The following is a 22,517-nucleotide window of genomic DNA, read 5'->3' as shown; positions in this document are numbered from 1 at the left end:
TTGTATGAGGGAGGACAACGAAAATGAAAAATGAAGAGAAAACCGCATGCATAAAATCTCCTTCAAAGGAAATACTTTACACTGTACAGCAACTCCCGATAGGAGGGAACACTTTGACGAGAAACAAAGTAGAAATTTGCGGTGTTGATACAGCTAAACTTCCCGTACTAAAAAATGATGAAATGCGTAAATTATTTCGTGAAATGCAAAGTGGAGAGATAAGCGCAAGAGAGAAATTAGTGAATGGAAACTTACGTCTTGTACTGAGCGTCATCCAAAGATTTAATAACAGAGGAGAATATGTTGACGATTTATTTCAAGTTGGTTGCATCGGACTTATGAAATCCATTGATAATTTTGATTTAGGCCAAAATGTAAAATTTTCAACGTATGCTGTGCCGATGATTATTGGGGAAATACGCAGATATTTGCGTGATAACAATCCGATTCGCGTATCTCGTTCATTACGAGATATTGCGTATAAAGCGTTACAAGTAAGAGAAAAGTTGATTGCAGAAAATTCAAAAGAACCAACAGCAATGGATATTGCAAAAGTGCTTGAAGTGACTCATGAAGAAATCGTTTTTGCTTTAGATGCAATTCAAGATCCAGTTTCATTATTTGAGCCGATTTATAACGATGGGGGAGATCCTATCTTTGTTATGGATCAGTTAAGTGATGAAAAACAAAAGGACGAGCAGTGGGTTGAAGAGCTAGCACTAAAAGAAGGAATGAAGCGTTTAAATGATCGTGAGAAAATGATTATTCGCAAACGTTTCTTCCAAGGGAAAACACAAATGGAAGTTGCAGAAGAAATTGGGATTTCTCAAGCACAAGTGTCACGTTTAGAGAAATCAGCTATTAAACAAATGAATAAGACAATTCAAGGATAAGGTTTCACCATTTATGGTGAAACCTTTTTATATGTCATATAGTTTGTTTGCGCTCATAGTAGGGTAGCTGTGTTCATATAATGAAAATAATATGAAGTTGGTAAGAGGTTGCTTCCTGTTCATTTGAGAAACAATGTTTTTTCGATTCGTCATATATAAGGGAGAGGATGAAAGTGATACAAATTTCGGAATTGCAGATGAAAGATATAATAAATGTTTCAGACGGAAAAAGGCTGGGTAATATTGGTGATATTGAAATTGATATGAACACAGGGAAGATCGATTCTATTATTATTTCTAAACAGGCACGTATGTTTGGGATTTTTGGGAAAGACGTAGAAATTGTAATTCCTTGGAAAGAAATTGTGAAAATTGGGGAAGATGTCATACTTGTTAGAGTAAATCCTGTTAATTCTGTAACAGAATCAATACAAACACCGACAATTTCATAAAGAATATTACAAATTCCTCTTTTTTTTCTGTTAGGATTATGAAAAAATAAAAGTATGGTAAAATAGACAGGAAGTACCATGCTTTTTTATGTTATTTTAATTAAAAGGAGCCGCTGTTATGAGAGAACCATTTAAATATGTGGACGGTATACTGTATTTAGAAGCGTGGAAAGAACTTGGAAACATTACTGCTGGATTTACGACAAAAGATGGTGGGGTAAGTACGGGCTCCTTTCATGCAATGAATTTAGGATTACATGTGAATGATATTGCCGAGAACGTTCATGAAAATAGACGCATTTTAGCAAATAAGTTACAAAAACCATTAGAAAACTGGATTTGCTCTGAACAAGTTCATGATCATCATGTTGAAAAAGTAGGACAACAGGAAAAAGGAAGTGGCGTTTATTCATATGAAGACGGCATTTCAAAAACAGATGGCATTTATACGACTAATAATGATGTTCTTTTAACATCTTGTTATGCTGATTGTGTTCCACTCTATTTTTATGCACCATCACATGGTATGATAGGACTTGCGCATGCTGGATGGAAAGGGACTGTAAAAGAGATTGCAAAAGAAATGATTCAAAAATGGAATGCAGAAGGGATTTCGAGTGATGAAATTCATGTTGCGATTGGACCAGCAATTGGATCTTGTTGTTATGTTGTTGATGATCGAGTGTTAACAGCAGCAGAGCAAGTAGTAAACGGTTCTGTTCCTTATAAAAAAGTTTCTGACGGACAGTACGCAATTGATTTAAAAGAAATTAATCGTATATTATGTGTACAAGCAGGCATAAAAGAAGAGAATATTGTAATGTCATCTCTTTGTACAAGCTGTGAAGAACAACTGTTTTTCTCTCACCGTCGTGATCAAGGTAAGACAGGGAGAATGTTGAGTTTCATAGGTTTTAAGGAGGATGAAAGCAAGTGACAGTACAAACAAATTTAACAACTGTAAACGAAGCAATTAAACAATCTTGCGCGCGAGCGGGACGTTCTTTGCAAGATATTAAACTCGTTGCAGTTACAAAAACGGTAGGAATTGAAAAAACAAACGAAGTAATTGAAGCAGGAATTATCGATTTAGGTGAAAATAGAAATGAAGGTTTCTTACAGAAGTATGAACATTTCGGTTCAAAAGTGAATTGGCATTTTATTGGATCATTACAAACGAGAAAAGTAAAAGAAATCATTAATGAAATCGATTATTTACATTCATTAGATCGTCTTTCACTTGCAAAAGAAATTCAAAAACGTGCGGATAAGAAAGTGAAATGTTTTATTCAAGTGAAAACATCATCTGAAGAATCAAAGCAAGGATTGGCAATAGAAGAAACCGTTTCTTTTATTCAAAGTTTGCAAGAATTGGATAAGATTGAAGTGGTTGGACTAATGACAATGGCTCCGTTTACAGAAGAAGAGGAAGAAATTAGACGCTGTTTTAAGACATTACGTATGCTACAAACAGAGGTGCAGGAGTTAGAATTATTACATGCGCCATGTAAAGAATTATCAATGGGAATGTCTAATGATTACACGATTGCAATTGAAGAAGGTGCTACATACATTCGTTTGGGGACGATTTTAGTAGGAAAAGCGTAAAAGGAAGGAGAATCTTATTATGAGTTGGTCAAAAGTAAAATACTTCTTTTTTGATACACCTGAAGAAAAAGAAGCAGCTCAATATAGTTATGAAAAGGAGCAAACGGACATGAAGAAGCAGCAAGATCCGCCAGAACAACAAGATGTTACGTTTCCAAAAGCGCAAACGAAACAAAATGTTGTGAGCATTGAAACAGCGAAGCAATCCTCAAAAGTTGTTTTACTAGAACCACGCACATATTCGGAAGCGCAAGGAATTGCGGACCATTTAAAAGGTAGACGAGCTGTTGTAATTAATTTACAACGAATGTCTACGGATCAAGCTGTACGTATCGTTGACTTTTTAAGTGGTACTGTATACGCTATAGGCGGGGACATTCAAAAAATAGGACCGAAAACATTTATGTGTACGCCTGAAAATGTAGATATTGTTGGTGCAATTTCAGAGTTATTCGGTGAAGAAGAAGACACAAATATAAAGAGGTGGTAATACGCCATGGAAACCGTTTTAAGACTTTTAGTTTATGCTATCGAGATTTACTCGTGGGCACTTATTATTTACATTCTCCTATCATGGTTCCCAGGTGCAAAGGAATCAACTTTCGGAGAGTTTCTTGCGCGTATTTGTGAACCATATTTAGAACCATTTCGCAGATTTATTCCGCCGCTTGGTATGATTGATATTTCGCCACTCGTTGCGATCTTTGCTTTAAGACTTGCGACAAATGGTTTAATAAGTTTATTCGGCTATTTCTTATAGTAAGAGGTTATATGTATGAGCATCTACGAGCATTTTAGACCTGATGAAGTGGTCTTTGTGGATAAAGTGTTAGAGTGGAAGCGAGCAGCGGAGTACCATCAAGTGAAATTAACAGATTTCCTTGATCCAAGGCAACAACAAATTGTTACTATGGTAATAGGCCAAGGGGATGTTGCTGTACAATTTGATGGTGCAACGTCTCAAGCAGAGCGCAAAAGAGCACTCATTTATCCGGACTATCTAGTAATAAATGAAGAGGAATTTCAAGTAGAAGTATTGGAAATTGACTATCCTTCCAAGTTTTATACGCTAGAGCATAGGCAAATATTAGGTACATTTATGTCTCTCGGTTTAACGAGAGAAAAATGTGGTGATATTTTGCTTCAAGAAGATCGTGCCCAAATTGTAGTCGCGAAAGAAGTTGTATCTTATATTGAGATGAACTTACAATCTATAGGAAAAGTGAAAGTCTCCTTATCACCAGTGCAAGGGGAAAAAATTCTACAGATACAAGAAACGTGGGGGGAGAAATCCGGAACGGTTTCTTCACTTCGTTTAGATGTTATGTTAGCTGAAATGTTACATATATCTAGGCAAAAAGTACAACCTTTCATAAAAAATGGTTTAGTAAAAGTGAATTGGAAAACAGTGAAGCAAACCTCTTATGAATGTTATCCAGGAGATGTTTTTTCAGTGAGAGGATATGGACGCAGTAAATTGTTTTCTGTAGAAGGTAGAACAAAGCGCGACAAATGGAGAATTTTGTATGGTATACTAAAATGATTGGTTTTTTAGAAGGAAATCCTCCTATTTTGTCGAAGAAAAGATATAATTGAAAGAGGAAATTTAGATAACTACTTGGAGGTGGCGTTGTGCCGTTAACACCATTAGATATTCATAACAAAGAATTTGGTCGCGGATTCCGTGGCTATGATGAGGATCAAGTAAATGAGTTTCTTGATCAAATTATCAAAGATTATGAATTAGTCATTCGTGAGAAAAAAGCTTTAGAAGAACAAGTTGCGCAATTAGAAGGGAAGTTAGATCATTTCTCTAATATTGAAGATACGTTAAACAAATCTATCGTTGTTGCACAAGAAGCAGCGGAAGAAGTAAAACGTAATGCCCAAAAAGAAGCGAAATTAATTGTACGTGAAGCTGAAAAGAATGCAGACCGTATTATTAACGAAGCTTTAGTAAAATCAAGAAAAGTTGCTTTTGATATTGAAGAGCTAAAGAAACAAGCGAAAGTATTCCGCACTCGTTTCCGTATGTTATTAGAAACACAGCTTGAAATGTTAAACAACGATGATTGGGATAAACTAATTGAGTTAGAAGACGAAGTAGACGAGCTGTTGAAAAAAGAAGAAACAGTGTAAGCTTGACGTTTTTCTCATTATTACATATAATTTTAAACAACATATTTATTAAGAAAAACGAAGATAGGGATAAGTACCTTTTTCATACCTTATATAGCGAACTGAGGATGGTGTAAGCTCAGGATAAGGAGATAATGGGAATATCACCCTGGAGTTCCGCGCTGAACAAATAGAGTAAGCGTAGGCGTATATTCGCGTTAAGAATATAAAGAGGATTGTATACATACGTATAGAATCTACTAGGGTGGTACCGCGGGAGACTTTCTCGTCCCTTTTTGGGATGAGAAAGTCTCTTTTTATTCCGTTTTTTAGGTCTTTCTTTTATACATGTAAGGAGGAATTGAGCATGGAGTACAAAAATACATTACTAATGCCAAAAACAGAGTTCCCGATGCGTGGGAATTTACCAAAACGTGAGCCTGCAATGCAAGAAAAGTGGGCGGAAATGAATATTTATGAAAAGGTACAAGAACATACGAAAGGTCGTCCTTTATTTGTACTGCATGATGGACCTCCATATGCGAATGGTGACATTCATATGGGACATGCATTAAATAAAGTATTAAAAGACTTTATCGTTCGTTATAAATCAATGACTGGTTTCTGTGCACCATATGTCCCAGGTTGGGATACACACGGTTTACCAATTGAACAAGCTTTAACAAATAAAGGTGTGAAGCGTAAAGAAATGACAGTTGCTGAGTTCCGTAAGTTATGTGCAGAGTATGCATATGAACAAGTAGAACGTCAGCGTGAGCAATTTAAGCGTTTAGGTGTACGTGCTGATTGGGATAACCCATACATTACTTTAGAGCCAGCATATGAAGCACAACAAATTAAAGTGTTTGGTGATATGGCGAAAAAAGGTTATATCTATAAAGGACAAAAACCAGTTTATTGGTCACCAACGAGTGAATCAGCTTTAGCAGAAGCTGAAATTGAATACCAAGATAAGAAATCAGCATCTATTTACGTAGCATTTCCTGTAAAAGATGGAAAGAACGTATTAGAAGGTGATGAGAAATACATTATCTGGACAACAACGCCTTGGACGTTGCCTGCAAACTTAGGTATTTCTGTTCACCCAGAACTTGAATACGCTATTGTAAAAGTAAATGGTGAAAAATATATTATTGCTTCTGAACTATTTGAGACAGTTGCAAAAACGTTAGAGTGGGAAAACGCTGAAGTTGTGAAAACAGTAAAAGGTAGCGAGCTTGAGTATACAGTTGCAAAGCATCCATTCTACGATCGTGATTCATTAGTTATGCTAGGAGATCACGTAACAACAGATGCAGGTACAGGTTGTGTTCATACAGCACCAGGACACGGGGAAGATGACTTTATTGTTGGTAAAAAGTATGGCTTAGAAGTACTTTGCCCAGTTGATGATAAAGGTGTATTAACAGAGGAAGCACCTGGATTTGAAGGCTTATTCTATGATAAAGCTAACAAGCCAATTACAGAAAAATTAGAAGAAGTAGGCGCATTACTGAAGCTAACATTCATTACGCATTCATATCCACATGATTGGAGAACGAAAAAACCTATTATTTTCCGTGCGACAGCACAGTGGTTTGCATCTATTGAAGCATTCCGTAAAGAGTTATTAGAAGCTGTTGCGGAAACAAAATGGGTACCAGCATGGGGCGAAACTCGTCTTCATAACATGGTTCGTGACCGTGGTGACTGGTGTATTTCTCGTCAACGTGCATGGGGTGTGCCAATTCCTGTATTCTATGCTGAGAATGGTGATCCAATCATTACGGATGAAACAATTAACCATGTAGCTGATTTATTCCGTGAACACGGTTCTAACGTATGGTTTGAGCGTGAAGCGAAAGATCTATTACCAGAAGGATTTACACATCCAGGTAGCCCAAATGGTGAATTCCGTAAAGAAACAGACATCATGGATGTATGGTTCGACTCGGGTTCTTCTCACCAAGCGGTATTAGAAGAGCGCAATGACTTACAACGTCCAGCAGATTTATATTTAGAAGGATCTGACCAATATCGTGGTTGGTTTAACTCTTCATTATCGACAGCAGTTGCTGTAACAGGAAAAGCGCCATATAAAGGCGTACTAAGCCACGGTTTCGTATTAGATGGTGAAGGACGTAAAATGAGTAAGTCGATTGGAAACATCGTCGTACCGAAGAAAATTATGGATCAATTAGGGGGAGATATTTTACGATTATGGGTATCTTCTGTTGACTATCAATCTGATGTACGTATTTCGGATGATATTTTAAAACAAGTAGCAGAAGTGTATCGTAAAATCCGTAACACATTCCGTTTCTTATTAGGAAACTTAGACGACTTTAAGCCAAGTGAAAATACAGTAGCTGTAGCTGAACTTCGTGAAGTAGATCGTTACATGTTAGTGAAATTAAATGACTTAATTACAAAAGTAAAAGAAGCATATGAGACATACGACTTCGCTGCTGTATATCATGCAATTCATAACTTCTGTACAATTGATTTAAGTTCATTCTACTTAGACTTTGCAAAAGACATTTTATACATTGAAGGTGCGAACCATGAAGATCGTCGTGCAATTCAAACTGTATTATATGATGTTCTTGTTGCATTGACGAAACTTGTAACACCAATCTTACCGCATACAGCTGATGAAGTATGGCCATACATTCCAGGTGTAACAGAAGAAAGTGTACAATTAACTGATATGCCAGAAGCTGTACAATTAGATGGTGCAGAAGCATTAAAAACAAAATGGGATGCATTTATGACATTGCGTGATGACGTATTAAAAGCGTTAGAAGTAGCTCGTAATGAAAAGGTAATCGGTAAGTCATTAAATGCAAGCATTACGCTATATCCAACTGCAGAAATGAAAGCTATGTTAGAGTCTATTAACGAAGACTTAAAGCAATTATTCATCGTTTCTGAGTACAAACTTGGTGGCATGATGGAAGAAGCGCCAGCAGATGCACCGAAGTATGAACATACAGCGGTTGTTGTTGTTCAAGCAACTGGTGAAACATGTGAACGTTGTTGGGTAGTTTCAGAAACAATTGGTAAAGATGCTGAACATGAAACATTATGTGAGCGTTGTGCAACGGTTGTTAAAGAAAATTATGTAAAATAATAAGGGGTGACTGCACGTAAAGTGCAGTCATTTTTTTGGTTAATAGTATATTGAAATAACTTTCACTCTCTTTCCTATGAAGGAAAAATGTGTGAGAGGTAAGCATATAAATTTCGGACACACTAATCGTACATTGCAACTGGGAGGAATGTACACGTGAATGAAATGTATATGGAAATCAAAGAAGAATTGCAATTGATGCGAAAAGAGTTACAAGAGAGGTTAGCTAAAGAGGTTATGTACAAATATAATACAGAGTTTAGCGAAGAGCTTGGGTATGAAATTAAGGAAGAGATAAAGAAAAAACTTTTATTACATGATATAAAAGAGGATTTAAAAGATGTAGAACGTGCATTATTTAAAATGGAAATAGATATGTATGGTATTTGTGAAGACACAGGGAGAGTAATGTCGGTAAAACAAATGAAAACGATGCCGACTGCACGTACCATTCATGAATTTTTCTATGAAAAAGTAAATGTATGAATGTGCACAACGATATTATATTACCTTTTTTTAATTTATTTTATTCTTCTATAAAGGTTCATTGTGAAAAGGTTGCAGCTATGCTAAAATTTTGAGGTACACTGTCTTTGTGGGGGAAATGAAAATGATATATTATGTAATAGCGTTATTTGTCATTGCCATCGATCAAATATCGAAATGGCTAATTGTAAAGAACATGGAATTAGGTACGAGTATTCCGATTATCAATAATGTATTATACATAACATCACATCGAAATAGAGGAGCTGCTTGGGGCATTTTAGAAAATAAAATGTGGTTTTTCTACATTATTACAGTCGTTTTTGTAGCATTTATCGTATTTTATATGAAAAAATATGCAAAAACAGACAAGCTTCTAGGAATTTCATTAGGTCTAATTTTAGGCGGAGCAATTGGTAATTTTATTGATCGTGTATTTAGACAAGAAGTAGTGGATTTCATTCACGTGTATATTTTCTCGTACAACTATCCAGTATTCAATATCGCTGATTCAGCATTATGTATTGGTGTTGTATTAATTATTATTCAAACATTATTAGAAGGCAAGAAAACGAAGGAGTAATTGAATGAGTGAAGTAGTACAAGTAACAGTTGCAGAAGAACAAAAAAATGAGCGAATTGATAAATTCGTTGCAGGAATAAATAATGAATGGTCACGTACACAAGTGCAACAATGGATTAAAGATGACGTTGTTACAGTTAATGGAAAAGCTGTAAAAGGGAATTATAAAGTTAGAGAAAATGATGAAATTACAGTGACGATTCCTGAGCCAGAAGAGTTAGATATTCAGCCAGAAGATATGAATTTAGAAATTTATTATGAAGATGCAGATGTACTTGTTGTTAATAAGCCGCGTGGTATGGTTGTGCATCCAGCACCAGGTCATACAAGTGGTACACTTGTGAACGGTCTTATGCACCATTGTACAGACTTATCAGGCATTAATGGTGTGATGCGTCCGGGTATCGTACATCGTATTGATAAAGATACGTCTGGTCTATTAATGGTTGCTAAAAATGATATGGCACACGAATCACTTGTAAATCAACTTGTAGCAAAAACAGTAACGAGACGTTACAAAGCGATTGTACACGGTGTTATTCCGCACGATAAGGGAACGATTGATGCTCCGATTGCTCGTGATAAGAAAGAACGCCAAAGTATGACGGTTGATGAAAATGGTAAGCATGCTGTTACGCATTTCCAAGTGTTAGAGCGATTCAAAGATTTCACACTTGTAGAATGTCGCTTAGAAACAGGGCGTACACATCAAATTCGTGTTCATATGAAATATATTGGCTATCCACTTGCAGGAGATCCAAAGTATGGACCAAAGAAAACATTAGATATGAACGGACAAGCACTTCATGCAGGTATTTTAGGCTTTGATCATCCTCGTACTGGTGAATATATTCAGTTTGAGGCACCGATTCCAAAAGTGTTTGAAGAAGCATTAAATATTTTGCGAAAATAGTATTGACAAATCATAAGAAAACTGAGATACTGACAACAGTTAAATAATGATCCTTTAACACAGCCCCGTGAGGTTGAGAAGGTAACGGTTTGAAATACATAGGGTATGCTATACCCTTTTTCAAAAGTCCTCTCGCACACGCTGAGAGGACTTTTTTTATACCATTACTCTCACGCAAGAAAAAAGCTTGGAGGTGTAGAGCATGCAAGAGAAAGCTGTCGTTTTAGATGACCAAATGATTCGCCGCGCTTTAACACGAATTAGTCATGAAATCGTGGAACGAAATAAAGGTGTCGATAATTGTGTTCTTGTCGGAATTAAAACTCGTGGAATTTTTATTGCACAACGTTTGGCAGAACGAATTGGTCAAATTGAAGGAAAAGAAATAGAGGTTGGAGAGCTAGACATTACGTTATACCGTGATGATTTAACGCTACAATCGAAAAATAAAGAACCACTTGTAAAAGGTTCTGATATCCCTGTAGATATTACGAAGAAAAAAGTTATCCTTGTGGATGATGTATTATATACAGGCAGAACTGTTCGAGCAGCAATGGATGCTCTTATGGATTTAGGTAGACCATCACAAATCCAACTAGCGGTTCTTGTTGATAGAGGTCATCGTGAACTACCAATTCGCGCTGATTATGTAGGAAAGAACATTCCAACATCAAGTGAAGAGCGTATCGAAGTTGATTTGCAAGAGACAGATCAACAAGATCGAGTAAGCATATACGATAAGTAAAGCCCTTTTAAATGTAGTCCTGTGAGGCTGCCAAAGGGTCTTGGCTTTCATATGTCAAATTTGGCATACGAAAGTGTAGGACTCTTTGTGCACAGGCACAAAGAGTTTTTTTATTGCAAAGATTTAAACTGAAGGAGGATGTAACAATGGAACAAAAGCCAGTGTTAGACGTTAATGAAGTACCGAAACCGGGAAAATGGTTATTTTTAAGTATACAACATTTGTTCGCGATGTTTGGATCAACAGTGCTTGTTCCGTTTTTAACAGGATTGAATCCGTCAGTAGCATTAATATCAAGTGGATTAGGAACGTTAGCGTTTCTTCTTATAACGAAAGGTCAAGTACCTGCCTATCTTGGGTCATCATTCGCCTTTATCGCACCGATTATAACAGCGAAAACGGCAGGGGGACCTGGAGCAGCAATGCTTGGTGGTTTGCTAGCAGGACTTGTATACATCTTAATCTCACTCGGAATTAAGAAATCAGGATCAGAGTGGATTATGAAATTACTACCACCAATCGTAGTTGGTCCAGTAGTAATGGTAATCGGGCTAGCTTTAGCACATACAGCAGTTAACATGGCGATGAATGGTGCGGATGGCAAATATAGCTTTACACACTTTTCAGTAGCATTAGTAACATTAGCAATTACAATTATATGCTCAATATTCGGAAGAGGATTTTTCAGTATCATACCAGTGTTACTTGGCATTATCGGCGGATATATCTTCGCTTACTTCCAAGGGTTAGTAGACTTAAAGCCGGTAGCTGAGGCAAAATGGTTTGTTGTACCAGATTTCACAGTACCATTTGTAACATACACACCAGAGTTTTCATGGAAGATTGTACTCTTGATGGTACCAGTTGCACTAGTAACAATTTCAGAACATATCGGACATCAAATTGTATTAGGAAATGTTATTAAAAGAGATTTAATTAAAAAACCAGGTTTACACCGTTCAATCTTCGGTGATGGAGTAGCCACATTAATCGCATCACTAATCGGTGGACCACCGAATACAACGTATGGTGAAAACATCGGTGTGCTAGCAATTACAAGAGCGTACAGTGTATACTTATTCATCGGTTCAGCGGTATTCGCAATCATGTTCGGATTTATCGGTAAGATTTCTGCACTGATTCATTCGATCCCCACACCAGTTATGGGTGGTGTATCAATCTTACTATTCGGTGTAATCGCATCAAGCGGATTACGCATGATGGTAGACGATAAAACAGATTTAAGTGACAAACGAAACTTAATGATTGCATCAGTAATACTAGTAATCGGTATTGGTGGAGCGGTACTTCACGTAGGAGAATCATTCCAAGTAGAAGGAATGGCACTAGCAGCAATTGTAGGTGTACTGTTAAATCTACTACTACCGGAAACGAAACAAATAAAACAATCTAAGCAGATTGCTTCATAATAATAACCTTTTAATTCAGTCCTGTGAGACCGGAAAGGGTGGCTTCTTTCTTGCACCCTAGTCTCACATGACTAGGGTATTTTTATGCAAAGGTTGTTATAAAAATACAAAAGTGGTAACATAAAAATCAGAAAGATGAGGGATGACGATGAGCCATTTGTTAACGATGAGTGAATTATCGGAAGTAGAAATTTCAGAAATCCTAAAAGACGCAGAAGATTTTGCGAATGGAAAAGAGAGCAAAACGACAGAGCAAACTTTTGTTGCAAACTTGTTCTTTGAGAATAGTACGAGAACGAGATTTAGCTTTGAAGTTGCTGAGAAGAGATTAGGACTTGATGTTTTAAACTTTTCAGCGGATGCATCTAGCGTACAAAAAGGAGAAACTTTATACGATACGATAAGAACACTAGAATCAATCGGAACAAAAGCAGTGGTCATCCGCCATGAGCAAGATCGCTACTTCGATGAACTAAAAGATCAGGTGAATATCCCGATCTTAAACGCTGGAGATGGATGTGGAAACCACCCAACGCAGTGCCTACTCGACCTTCTTACAATTAAACAAGAGTTTGGAAGATTTGAAGGTTTGAAGATTGCGATAGTAGGAGATGTTCGTCATAGCCGAGTAGCACGTTCTAATGCAGAAGCATTAACGAAGCTAGGTGCAACAATTTACTTTGCAAGTCCAGAAGAGTGGAAAGATGAAGACAACACATTTGGAACATACAAACCATTAGATGAGCTTGTTCCGGAAGTGGATGTAATGATGCTACTTCGTGTACAACATGAGCGTCATGATCATTATGAAACAGACATTATGAAAGAGTATCATGAGAAACACGGATTAACAGTAGAAAGAGAAAAGCGTATGAAAGAAGGAAGCATTATTATGCATCCAGCTCCTGTAAACCGAGATGTTGAAATTGCAAGTGAACTTGTTGAGTGTGAGCGTTCACGCATATTTAAACAAATGGAAAATGGAGTTTACGTAAGAATGGCTGTACTAAAACGCGCCTTACCAAATGTATTAGGAGGAATGAAACATGAATTATTTGTTTAAAAATGGTCGTTATATGAATGAAGAAGGAAAAATCGTAGCAACGGATCTTCTCGTACAAGACGGTAAAATCGCTAAGGTAGCAGAAAATATTACGGCAGATAATGCTGAAGTAATCGATGTGAACGGAAAGTTAATCGCACCTGGATTAGTAGATGTACACGTACACCTTCGTGAACCAGGTGGTGAACATAAAGAAACAATTGAAACAGGTACGCTAGCAGCGGCAAAAGGTGGATTCACAACAATTTGCGCAATGCCAAATACACGCCCAGTACCAGATTGCAGAGAACATATGGAAGACTTACAAAATCGTATTAAAGAAAAAGCACATGTTAACGTATTACCATATGGAGCAATTACAGTACGTCAAGCGGGTTCTGAAATGACAGATTTCGAAACATTAAAAGAGCTTGGAGCATTTGCTTTCACTGATGACGGTGTAGGCGTACAAGATGCTAGCATGATGTTAGCTGCTATGAAGCGTGCAGCAAAACTGAATATGGCAGTAGTTGCGCACTGTGAAGAGAATACTCTTATTAATAAAGGTTGTGTACATGAAGGGAAGTTTTCTGAGAAACACGGATTAAACGGTATCCCATCAGTATGTGAATCTGTACATATTGCAAGGGATATACTGCTTGCTGAAGCGGCAGATTGTCACTATCACGTATGTCATGTAAGTACGAAAGGATCTGTACGTGTAATACGTGATGCGAAACGCGCTGGAATTAAAGTAACAGCAGAAGTAACACCCCATCACTTAGTGTTATGTGAAGATGATATCCCATCAGCTGACCCTAACTTTAAAATGAACCCACCGCTTCGTGGAAAAGAGGATCATGCAGCATTAATTGAAGGTTTATTAGATGGAACAATCGATATGATTGCAACTGATCATGCACCGCATACAGCGGAAGAGAAAGCGCAAGGAATTGAAAGAGCACCGTTCGGAATTACTGGTTTTGAAACAGCATTCCCACTTCTATACACAAACCTTGTGAAAAAAGGAATTATTACACTAGAACAGTTAATTCAATTCTTAACAGAAAAGCCAGCTGATACATTCGGCTTAGAAGCAGGTCGCCTGAAAGAAGGTAGAACAGCTGATATTACAATCATTGATTTAGAACAAGAAGAAGAGATTGATCCAACAACATTCTTATCAAAAGGAAAAAATACACCATTCGCAGGTTGGAAATGCCAAGGATGGCCGGTAATGACAATCGTTGGTGGTAAGATCGCATGGCAAAAGGAGAGTGCATTAGTATGAAAAGACAACTTATCTTAGAAGATGGAACAGTATTAATTGGAACAGGTTTCGGAGGAGAAATCGAAAAGTCAGGTGAGGTTGTATTTACAACAGGAATGACTGGATATCAAGAAACATTATCTGATCCATCATATTGCGGTCAAATTGTAACATTCACGTACCCATTAATCGGAAACTACGGCATCAACCGTGACGATTTTGAATCGATTCACCCATCTGTAAATGGTTTAATCGTAAACGAAATTTGTGATCACCCATCAAACTTCCGTAATGAAATTTCGTTAAATGACTACTTAAAAGAAAGAAACATTCCAGGATTAGCAGGAATTGATACGAGAAAATTAACGAGAAAAATTCGTCAATACGGTACATTACGCGGACGCCTTTGTAACATGGATGCAGATGTAGAATACATCGTAAGTCAATTAAAAGCGACAGTATTTACAGACCATGTAAAACGCGTATCAACGAAAGATCCATACCCAAGCCCAGGCCGCGGACATCGTGTTGTATTAGTAGACTTCGGTATGAAACATGGTATTTTAAGAGAATTAAATAAACGTGATTGTGATGTAATTGTAGTTCCTTACAACACGACAGCTGAAGAAATTTTACGCCTTAGCCCAGATGGAATTATGTTAAGTAACGGACCTGGGGATCCAAAAGATGTACCAGAAGCAATTGAAATGTTAAAAGACATTATCGGTAAAGTTCCTTTATTCGGAATTTGCCTAGGACACCAACTATTTGCTTTAGCATCTGGTGCGAATACAAGTAAGTTAAAATTCGGTCACCGTGGTTTAAACCATCCAGTAAAAAATCTTGCAACTGGAAAAGTAGCAATTACATCTCAAAACCATGGTTACGCAGTAGAAGAAGAATCAGTTGAAAATACAGAACTTGAAATTACACATGTTGCTTTAAATGATGGAACAGTAGAAGGTCTTCGTCATAAGAAGTTCCCAGCATTTACAGTTCAATACCATCCAGAAGCTTCAGCAGGACCAGAAGATGCAAATGATTTATTCGAAGATTTCTTAACAATGATTGAAAACTTCAAGAAAGAAGGGGAAGAGTTATGCCAAAACGCCTAGACATTAACACAATTTTAGTAATCGGATCAGGACCAATTGTAATTGGGCAAGCAGCGGAGTTTGACTACTCTGGAACACAAGCTTGTCAATCTCTTAAAGAGGAAGGTTACAAAGTAATCCTTGTTAACTCTAACCCAGCGACAATTATGACAGATACTGCAACTGCAGATAAAGTATACATTGAGCCTTTAACATTAGAATTCGTAAGCCGAATCATTCGTAAAGAACGTCCAGATGCAATCTTACCAACATTAGGCGGTCAAACAGGTTTAAACATGGCTGTTGAACTTGCAAAATCAGGCGTACTTGAAGAGTGCGGAGTTGAAATTTTAGGAACAAAATTATCAGCAATCGAGCAAGCGGAAGATCGTGATTTATTCCGTACATTAATGCAAGATTTAAATGAACCAACACCACCAAGTGAAATTATTCATAACCTTGATGAAGCATATGGCTTTGTAAACGAAATTGGTTATCCAGTAATCGTTCGTCCAGCATTCACATTAGGCGGAACGGGCGGCGGAATTTGTCATAACGAAGAAGAGTTAATTGAAATCGTAACAAGTGGTTTAAAACATAGCCCAGTAACACAATGTTTATTAGAGAAAAGTATTGCTGGCTGTAAAGAAATTGAATATGAAGTAATGCGTGATTCAAATGATAACGCGATTGTAGTATGTAACATGGAAAACATCGATCCAGTTGGTGTTCATACAGGTGATTCTATCGTTGTAGCACCGAGCCAAACGCTAAGCGACCGTGAATACCAAATGTTACGTAACACGTCATTACGAATTATTCGTGCACTAGGAATTGAAGGTGGATGTAACGTTCAGCTTGCACTAGATCCATATAGCTTCCAATACTATGTAATCGAAGTAAATCCACGTGTAAGTCGTTCATCTGCACTAGCGTCTAAAGCAACTGGATATCCAATTGCGAAATTAGCAGCGAAAATTGCAGTCGGCTTAACGTTAGATGAAATCGTAAACCCGGTAACACAAAAAACTTACGCTTGCTTCGAGCCAGCATTAGACTATGTTGTTTCAAAAATTCCACGCTGGCCATTTGATAAGTTTGAATCAGCGAACAGAACACTTGGAACGCAAATGAAAGCAACTGGTGAGGTTATGTCAATCGGACGTAACTTAGAAGAATCATTATTAAAAGCGGTTCGTTCTTTAGAACTTGGTATTTATCACTTAGAATTAGACCACTTAAAAGAACTTGATAAAGAAACAATGAAAAAACGCATTATTAAAGCAGATGATGAGCGACTGTTTATCGTAGCAGAAGCAATTCGTCAAGGTGTAACGAAAGAAGAGATTAACGAATGGTGTGAAATGGACTTCTTCTTCTTACAAAAAGTTGAAAATATCGTAAATATGGAACGCGAAGTAAAAGCGAATGTAGGAAATATGGAAGTACTACAAACTGCAAAAGAAATGGGCTTCAGCGATCACTACATTGCAGCAGCTTGGAACAAAACGGAGCGCGAAATTTACGATATGCGTAAAGAAAATAATATGACGCCGGTATTCAAAATGGTAGATACTTGTGCGGCAGAGTTTGAATCTGCAACACCGTATTACTACAGCACATACGCTGATGAGAACGAATCAATTGTAACAGATCGTAAGAGTGTAGTAGTTCTAGGATCTGGTCCAATCCGCATTGGTCAAGGTGTTGAGTTTGACTATGCAACAGTTCACTCAGTATGGGCAATTAAAGAAGCTGGATATGAAGCAATTATCATTAACAATAACCCAGAAACTGTTTCAACAGACTTCAGTATTTCTGACAAATTATACTTTGAACCATTAACGATTGAAGATGTAATGCACATCATCGATTTAGAAAAACCAGAAGGTGTTATCGTTCAGTTCGGTGGACAAACAGCAATTAACTTAGCGGCAAAATTAGAAGAACATGGTGTGAAGATTTTAGGAACATCACTTGAAGACTTAGACCGTGCAGAAGATCGTGATAAATTCGAAGCTGCTTTAACAAAACTTGGTATCCCACAACCAGTTGGTAAAACAGCAACGACTGTAGAGCAAGCGGTAGCAATCGCAGAAGAAATTGGTTACCCAGTATTAGTAAGACCATCTTACGTACTAGGTGGACGTGCGATGGAAATCGTATATCGTCAAGAAGAACTACTGCACTACATGAAAAATGCAGTTAAAGTTCACGCAGATCACCCAGTATTAATCGACCGTTACATGGTTGGTAAAGAAATTGAAGTAGATGCAATTTCAGACGGTGAGAATGTATTCATTCCAGGTATTATGGAACATATTGAACGCGCTGGAGTTCACTCTGGTGACTCAATTGGAGTATATCCACCACAAAGCTTATCTGAAAAATTAAAAGAACAAATTATTGAACATACAATTGCACTTGGAAAAGGATTAAACATTGTTGGATTACTAAATATCCAGTTTGTCGTATTCGAAGATCAAGTGTACGTAATTGAAGTAAATCCACGTGCGAGCCGTACAGTACCATTCTTAAGTAAAATTACAGGTGTACCAATGGCAAACGTTGCAACGAAAGTTATTCTAGGGCAAGACCTAGTAGAGCAAGGATACGGAACGGGCTATCACCCAGAAGAGAAAGAAGTGTATGTAAAAGCTCCGGTATTCTCATTCGCGAAATTACGCTCAGTGGATACAACATTAGGACCTGAAATGAAATCAACAGGGGAAGTAATGGGTAAAGATTTAACGCTTGAAAAAGCATTATACAAAGGTTTAGTTGCTTCTGGAATTAACATCCCAACGCACGGATCAGTAATCATTACTGTAGCGGATAAAGATAAAGAAGAGGCGATGGAAATTGCAAAACGTTTCCATGAAATCGGCTATAACTTATTAGCAACAGCTGGAACAGCAAAATCGTTAACAGAGCAAAATATCCCAGTACAAGTTGTAAACAAAATTGATTCTGAAGACTACAACTTACTAGATATTATCCGCCAAGGAAAAGCACAGTTTGTAATCAATACATTAACAAAAGGCAAACAACCAGCGCGTGATGGTTTCCGCATTCGCCGTGAATCAGTAGAAAATGGTGTAGCTTGCTTAACATCACTTGATACAACGAGAGCAATCTTACGAGTATTAGAATCTATGACATTCTCAGCTCATTCAATGAAAGAAATTACGCAAACAAAGCGTCACGAGGTGGTACATGCATGATGCAAAAGCAAAATATGATCGTCGTTAATCAAAAAGAAATCGCAAAGAACATTTACGAATTAGTGCTTCAAGGAACTTTAGTACAGCAAATGAACGAACCAGGGCAGTTTGTACACATTAAGGTAGCAGAGGGCATTGCGCCCCTTCTGCGCCGCCCAATTAGTATTTGTAATATAGATCAAGAGAAGAACGAATTTACAATGCTATATCGTGCGGAAGGACAAGGAACAAAAACATTAGCAACTAAAAAACAAGGTGAAATGGTAGACGTACTAGGACCATTAGGGCACGGTTTTCCTGTAGAAGAAGCAGAAGCTGGTCAAACAGCTTTACTAGTAGGTGGGGGGATTGGTGTACCACCACTTTATGAATTATCACAGCGCCTCGTTGCAAAAGGTGTACGCGTAATTCACATCTTAGGTTTTCAAACGAAAGATGTTGTTTTCTATGAAGAAAAATTTGCAGAACTTGGTGATACGTACGTTGCGACAGTAGACGGTACACACGGTACAAAAGGATTTGTCACAGATGTAATTGATCATTACGGAATTGACTTTGATATTCTTTATTCATGTGGTCCGTTAGCGATGCTTCGTGCATTAGAAGGACGTTACAAAGAGAAAAAAGCCTATATTTCATTAGAAGAACGTATGGGCTGTGGTATTGGAGCTTGTTTCGCATGTGTATGCCACTTACAAGAAGATCCAAGTGGACATTCTTACAAGAAGGTGTGTAGCGACGGACCAGTATTTCCAATCGGGGAGGTTGTACTATGAACAGATTGCAAGTTGAATTACCAGGATTATCATTAAAAAATCCAATTATACCGGCATCTGGATGCTTTGGATTTGGTCGTGAATATGCACAGTTTTACGATTTAAGTGTACTAGGATCAATCATGATCAAAGCGACGACAGAACAACCACGCTATGGAAATCCTACGCCTCGTGTTGCTGAAACACCGGGTGGCATGTTAAATGCAATCGGACTTCAAAACCCAGGATTAGAAAAAGTAATGAATTCTGAATTACCATGGTTAGAACAATTTGACCTTCCAATCATTGCAAACGTTGCAGGTTCACAAGCTGAGGATTACGTAGCGGTTGCAAAGGAAATTTCTAAAGCGCCTAATGTCCATGCACTGGAATTAAATATTTCTTGTCCAAACGTAAAAACAGGTGGTATCGCCTTTGGTACAAATCCTGAAATTGCTGCTGATTTAACGAAGCGAGTAAAAGAGGTTTCTGAAGTACCTGTATATGTGAAGTTGTCACCGAACGTGGCAAACATTGTGGAAATTGCAAAAGCGATTGAAAATGCAGGTGCAGATGGTTTAACGATGATTAATACATTGCTTGGTATGCGTCTAGATTTAAAAACAGCTAAACCAATTTTAGCAAACCGTACAGGCGGATTATCAGGTCCTGCGATTAAGCCAGTAGCAATTCGTATGGTACATGAAGTAAGCCAAGCGGTTAACATTCCAATTATCGGAATGGGTGGTATTGAAACAGCGGAAGATGTAATTGAATTCTTCTACGCTGGCGCAAGCGCAGTTGCAGTAGGTACAGCGAACTTTATCGATCCGTTCGTATGTCCGACAATTATTGAAGAGTTACCAGCATTACTAGATGAATTAGGATTTGATCACATTTCGGAATGTCAAGGAAGGAGCTGGAAGCAAACATGTCACAGTCGTTAATCGTTGCACTAGATTTTCCGGGGAAACAAGATGTAGAACAATTCTTGCGCCACTTTGAAGGGGAAGAGTTATTTGTCAAAGTTGGTATGGAGTTATTTTACAAAGAAGGCCCTGCGATTATTACGTACTTAAAAGAAAAAGGGCATAAGATCTTTCTAGATTTAAAACTTCATGATATTCCAAATACGGTAAAAAGCGCTATGCGTAGCCTAGCTAGTCTAGATGTTGATATGGTAAATGTTCATGCTGCTGGGGGAAGCAGCATGATGAAAGCTGCAATTGAGGGATTAGAGGAAGGTAAGCAAGAAGGAAAAGAGAGACCGATTTGTATTGCAGTTACACAACTAACAAGCACTTCGGAAGCTATGATGAAAAAAGAGATCGGCATTGAGAAAACGTTAGAAGAAGCGGTTGCTCATTATGCAAAATTAACGAAAGAAAGTGGACTGGATGGCGTTGTTTGTTCAACGCTCGAAGTTCCAAAATTACGTGAAGTATGCGGAAATGAATTTGTAACAGTAACACCGGGGATTCGTCTTGCAAGCGATGATGTAAATGACCAGGTGCGCGTAGCAACACCGAAACGTGCGAGGGAACTTGGCTCAAGCTATATCGTAGTTGGACGTAGTATTACAAAAGCAGAAAATCCGCTTGAAGCGTATAAAACAGTAAAACAACAGTGGGAAGGTGTAACAGTATGAAAAAAGAAATCGCATCGCATTTATTAGAAATTGGAGCAGTATTTTTACAACCGAATGATCCATTCACATGGTCTTCAGGTATGAAATCACCAATTTATTGTGATAACCGTTTAACTTTATCTTATCCGAAAGTACGTCAAGCGATTGCAGCTGGATTAGAAGAGTTAATTAAAGAGCACTTCCCAACTGTAGAAGTTATTGCAGGAACAGCAACTGCTGGTATTGCGCACGCTGCATGGGTAAGTGATCGTATGGATTTACCAATGTGCTACGTACGTAGTAAAGCAAAAGGTCACGGTAAAGGGAATCAAATCGAAGGAAAAGCTGAAAAAGGTCAAAAAGTTGTAGTAGTAGAAGACTTAATTTCAACTGGCGGCAGTGCAATTACATGTGTAGAAGCACTTCGCGAAGCTGGCTGTGAAGTATTAGGAATCGTATCAATCTTCACATACGAGCTAGAAGCAGGAAAAGAAAAGTTAGAAGCAGCGAACGTAGCATCATATTCTTTAAGTGATTACAGTGCATTAACTGAAGTTGCAGCAGAAAAAGGTATGATCGGACAAGCTGAAACGAAAAAATTACAAGAGTGGCGTAAAAATCCAGCTAACGAAGCTTGGATCACAGCGTAACACGAAAAAAGACGACTGCGGGGGAACGCAGTCGTTTTTTTATATTATTGTTAAAACTTCATGTAAAGTTCCATCAATATCAAAGAAAATCATATTCCTGTCTCCTTGCTAACAACTATTTAGCGTTTTCAGCAACCTCATATCCTTTCACAAACAATAGCGTCATATAAGAAACAATAAATGAGAAGATGCTGTACATGCCAACCCAAAAGAAAAATTTTGGAGTAAAGGCGATAACACCTATTATTAAAAAACTAGCAAACGTTACAATCGGCATTACGTAATACGTTTTCGTTTTGCGTGTTCCAATAACAGATACGATAAAGATAAATAACGGACAAATTAATAAGACGAAAATCAATTCATTCATAGGTATGTCCCCTTTTCTAATTGCAGTAATCTGTTTCTTATAAACGTTTTGAAATGATTACTCTCCTAATATAATTTCGCTAAGTAATAACGAATCCCTCTTGAAAACTGATCATTCATGATGA

23 protein-coding genes and 1 other annotated feature are annotated in these 22,517 nt (G+C 37.6%); of the genes, 22 read left to right on the top strand and 1 reads right to left on the bottom strand.

Annotated elements, in window-relative coordinates; translation table 11 throughout:
* Positions 1 to 113: 113 nt before the first annotated feature.
* The 22 genes from sigG to pyrE all read left to right on the top strand — a co-directional run bounded on the left by sigG (position 114) and on the right by pyrE (position 22,023).
* Positions 114 to 893 (top strand): RNA polymerase sporulation sigma factor SigG, encoded by a 780-nt coding sequence (sigG, locus tag ACTT1L_RS06030; RefSeq protein ID WP_000197753.1) that lies wholly within the window; start codon positions 114 to 116, stop codon positions 891 to 893.
* Between the two features lie 167 nt (positions 894 to 1,060).
* Positions 1,061 to 1,345 (top strand): YlmC/YmxH family sporulation protein, encoded by a 285-nt coding sequence (locus ACTT1L_RS06025; protein WP_001998116.1) that lies wholly within the window; start codon positions 1,061 to 1,063, stop codon positions 1,343 to 1,345.
* Between the two features lie 118 nt (positions 1,346 to 1,463).
* Entirely contained in the window at positions 1,464 to 2,282 is an 819-nt protein-coding gene (pgeF, locus tag ACTT1L_RS06020) for a peptidoglycan editing factor PgeF (protein ID WP_001209002.1), read from the top strand.
* On the top strand, positions 2,279 to 2,953 hold the full coding sequence (locus ACTT1L_RS06015; protein WP_000218169.1) for a YggS family pyridoxal phosphate-dependent enzyme: 675 nt from the start codon (positions 2,279 to 2,281) through the stop codon (positions 2,951 to 2,953). Before pgeF ends, ACTT1L_RS06015 begins: the two co-directional genes overlap by 4 nt.
* A 19-nt stretch (positions 2,954 to 2,972) precedes the next feature.
* Positions 2,973 to 3,443 (top strand): cell division protein SepF, encoded by a 471-nt coding sequence (locus ACTT1L_RS06010; RefSeq protein ID WP_000119138.1) that lies wholly within the window; start codon positions 2,973 to 2,975, stop codon positions 3,441 to 3,443.
* Between the two features lie 6 nt (positions 3,444 to 3,449).
* Positions 3,450 to 3,713, top strand: coding sequence for a YggT family protein (locus ACTT1L_RS06005; protein WP_000450920.1), 264 nt, complete (start codon positions 3,450 to 3,452; stop codon positions 3,711 to 3,713).
* 15 nt (positions 3,714 to 3,728) lie between these two features.
* Positions 3,729 to 4,496, top strand: coding sequence for an RNA-binding protein (locus ACTT1L_RS06000; RefSeq protein WP_442821829.1), 768 nt, complete (start codon positions 3,729 to 3,731; stop codon positions 4,494 to 4,496).
* 89 nt (positions 4,497 to 4,585) lie between these two features.
* Positions 4,586 to 5,092 carry a septum site-determining protein DivIVA gene (divIVA, locus tag ACTT1L_RS05995; RefSeq protein ID WP_001131612.1) on the top strand — a complete coding sequence of 169 codons (507 nt, stop codon included), beginning with the start codon at positions 4,586 to 4,588 and terminating at the stop codon, positions 5,090 to 5,092.
* A 51-nt stretch (positions 5,093 to 5,143) separates the two neighbouring features.
* Positions 5,144 to 5,368: a binding site (T-box leader), on the top strand.
* A gap of 70 nt (positions 5,369 to 5,438) precedes the next feature.
* The gene (gene ileS2 / locus ACTT1L_RS05990) at positions 5,439 to 8,204 is read left to right on the top strand and encodes an isoleucine--tRNA ligase (RefSeq protein ID WP_000455935.1); all 2,766 of its coding nucleotides are present in this window, start codon (positions 5,439 to 5,441) and stop codon (positions 8,202 to 8,204) included.
* 156 nt (positions 8,205 to 8,360) lie between these two features.
* Positions 8,361 to 8,690: a molecular chaperone DnaK gene (locus ACTT1L_RS05985; RefSeq protein WP_001004664.1), complete on the top strand. Its 330-nt coding sequence runs from the start codon at positions 8,361 to 8,363 to the stop codon at positions 8,688 to 8,690.
* Between the two features lie 124 nt (positions 8,691 to 8,814).
* Positions 8,815 to 9,273 carry a lipoprotein signal peptidase LspA gene (gene lspA / locus ACTT1L_RS05980; RefSeq protein ID WP_442821828.1) on the top strand — a complete coding sequence of 153 codons (459 nt, stop codon included), beginning with the start codon at positions 8,815 to 8,817 and terminating at the stop codon, positions 9,271 to 9,273.
* Between the two features lie 4 nt (positions 9,274 to 9,277).
* Positions 9,278 to 10,186, top strand: a complete 909-nt coding sequence (locus tag ACTT1L_RS05975; RefSeq protein WP_071741807.1) for an RluA family pseudouridine synthase — start codon at positions 9,278 to 9,280, stop codon at positions 10,184 to 10,186.
* Positions 10,187 to 10,388: 202 nt separating this feature from the next.
* The gene (pyrR, locus tag ACTT1L_RS05970) at positions 10,389 to 10,931 is read left to right on the top strand and encodes a bifunctional pyrimidine operon transcriptional regulator/uracil phosphoribosyltransferase (protein ID WP_001156487.1); all 543 of its coding nucleotides are present in this window, start codon (positions 10,389 to 10,391) and stop codon (positions 10,929 to 10,931) included.
* A gap of 146 nt (positions 10,932 to 11,077) precedes the next feature.
* A complete protein-coding gene (gene uraA, locus ACTT1L_RS05965; protein WP_000435929.1) occupies positions 11,078 to 12,361 on the top strand; it encodes a uracil permease in 1,284 nt (427 codons plus the stop codon).
* Between the two features lie 148 nt (positions 12,362 to 12,509).
* Complete coding sequence (gene pyrB / locus ACTT1L_RS05960; protein WP_000018849.1) at positions 12,510 to 13,424, top strand: aspartate carbamoyltransferase; 915 nt, start codon at positions 12,510 to 12,512, stop codon at positions 13,422 to 13,424.
* Positions 13,408 to 14,694, top strand: coding sequence for a dihydroorotase (gene pyrC, locus ACTT1L_RS05955; RefSeq protein WP_001108374.1), 1,287 nt, complete (start codon positions 13,408 to 13,410; stop codon positions 14,692 to 14,694). The genes pyrB and pyrC overlap by 17 nt, the downstream gene beginning before the upstream one ends.
* Complete coding sequence (locus ACTT1L_RS05950) at positions 14,691 to 15,788, top strand: carbamoyl phosphate synthase small subunit (protein ID WP_000828682.1); 1,098 nt, start codon at positions 14,691 to 14,693, stop codon at positions 15,786 to 15,788. The genes pyrC and ACTT1L_RS05950 overlap by 4 nt, the downstream gene beginning before the upstream one ends.
* Positions 15,773 to 18,991, top strand: a complete 3,219-nt coding sequence (carB, locus tag ACTT1L_RS05945) for a carbamoyl-phosphate synthase large subunit (RefSeq protein ID WP_001126106.1) — start codon at positions 15,773 to 15,775, stop codon at positions 18,989 to 18,991. Before ACTT1L_RS05950 ends, carB begins: the two co-directional genes overlap by 16 nt.
* Positions 18,988 to 19,767, top strand: coding sequence for a dihydroorotate oxidase B electron transfer subunit (gene pyrK / locus ACTT1L_RS05940; RefSeq protein ID WP_071741806.1), 780 nt, complete (start codon positions 18,988 to 18,990; stop codon positions 19,765 to 19,767). Before carB ends, pyrK begins: the two co-directional genes overlap by 4 nt.
* Positions 19,764 to 20,693, top strand: a complete 930-nt coding sequence (gene pyrD, locus ACTT1L_RS05935) for a dihydroorotate oxidase B catalytic subunit (RefSeq protein WP_001081057.1) — start codon at positions 19,764 to 19,766, stop codon at positions 20,691 to 20,693. Before pyrK ends, pyrD begins: the two co-directional genes overlap by 4 nt.
* Positions 20,678 to 21,394 (top strand): orotidine-5'-phosphate decarboxylase, encoded by a 717-nt coding sequence (gene pyrF / locus ACTT1L_RS05930; RefSeq protein ID WP_000083496.1) that lies wholly within the window; start codon positions 20,678 to 20,680, stop codon positions 21,392 to 21,394. The genes pyrD and pyrF overlap by 16 nt, the downstream gene beginning before the upstream one ends.
* The gene (gene pyrE / locus ACTT1L_RS05925; RefSeq protein WP_000711449.1) at positions 21,391 to 22,023 is read left to right on the top strand and encodes an orotate phosphoribosyltransferase; all 633 of its coding nucleotides are present in this window, start codon (positions 21,391 to 21,393) and stop codon (positions 22,021 to 22,023) included. Before pyrF ends, pyrE begins: the two co-directional genes overlap by 4 nt.
* A 115-nt stretch (positions 22,024 to 22,138) precedes the next feature.
* Here pyrE and ACTT1L_RS05920 read toward each other — a convergent pair whose 3' ends face one another.
* Entirely contained in the window at positions 22,139 to 22,393 is a 255-nt protein-coding gene (locus tag ACTT1L_RS05920) for a YbeF family protein (protein ID WP_001003915.1), read from the bottom strand.
* Between the last annotated feature and the right edge of the window lie 124 nt (positions 22,394 to 22,517).

The sequence above is a fragment of the Bacillus sp. FH genome (assembly GCF_052216825.1).
Taxonomy (GTDB): Bacteria; Bacillota; Bacilli; order Bacillales; family Bacillaceae_G; genus Bacillus_A; species Bacillus_A paranthracis.
Note: the sequence above shows the minus strand (reverse complement) of the source record. Positions and strands in the feature narration are given on the sequence as shown.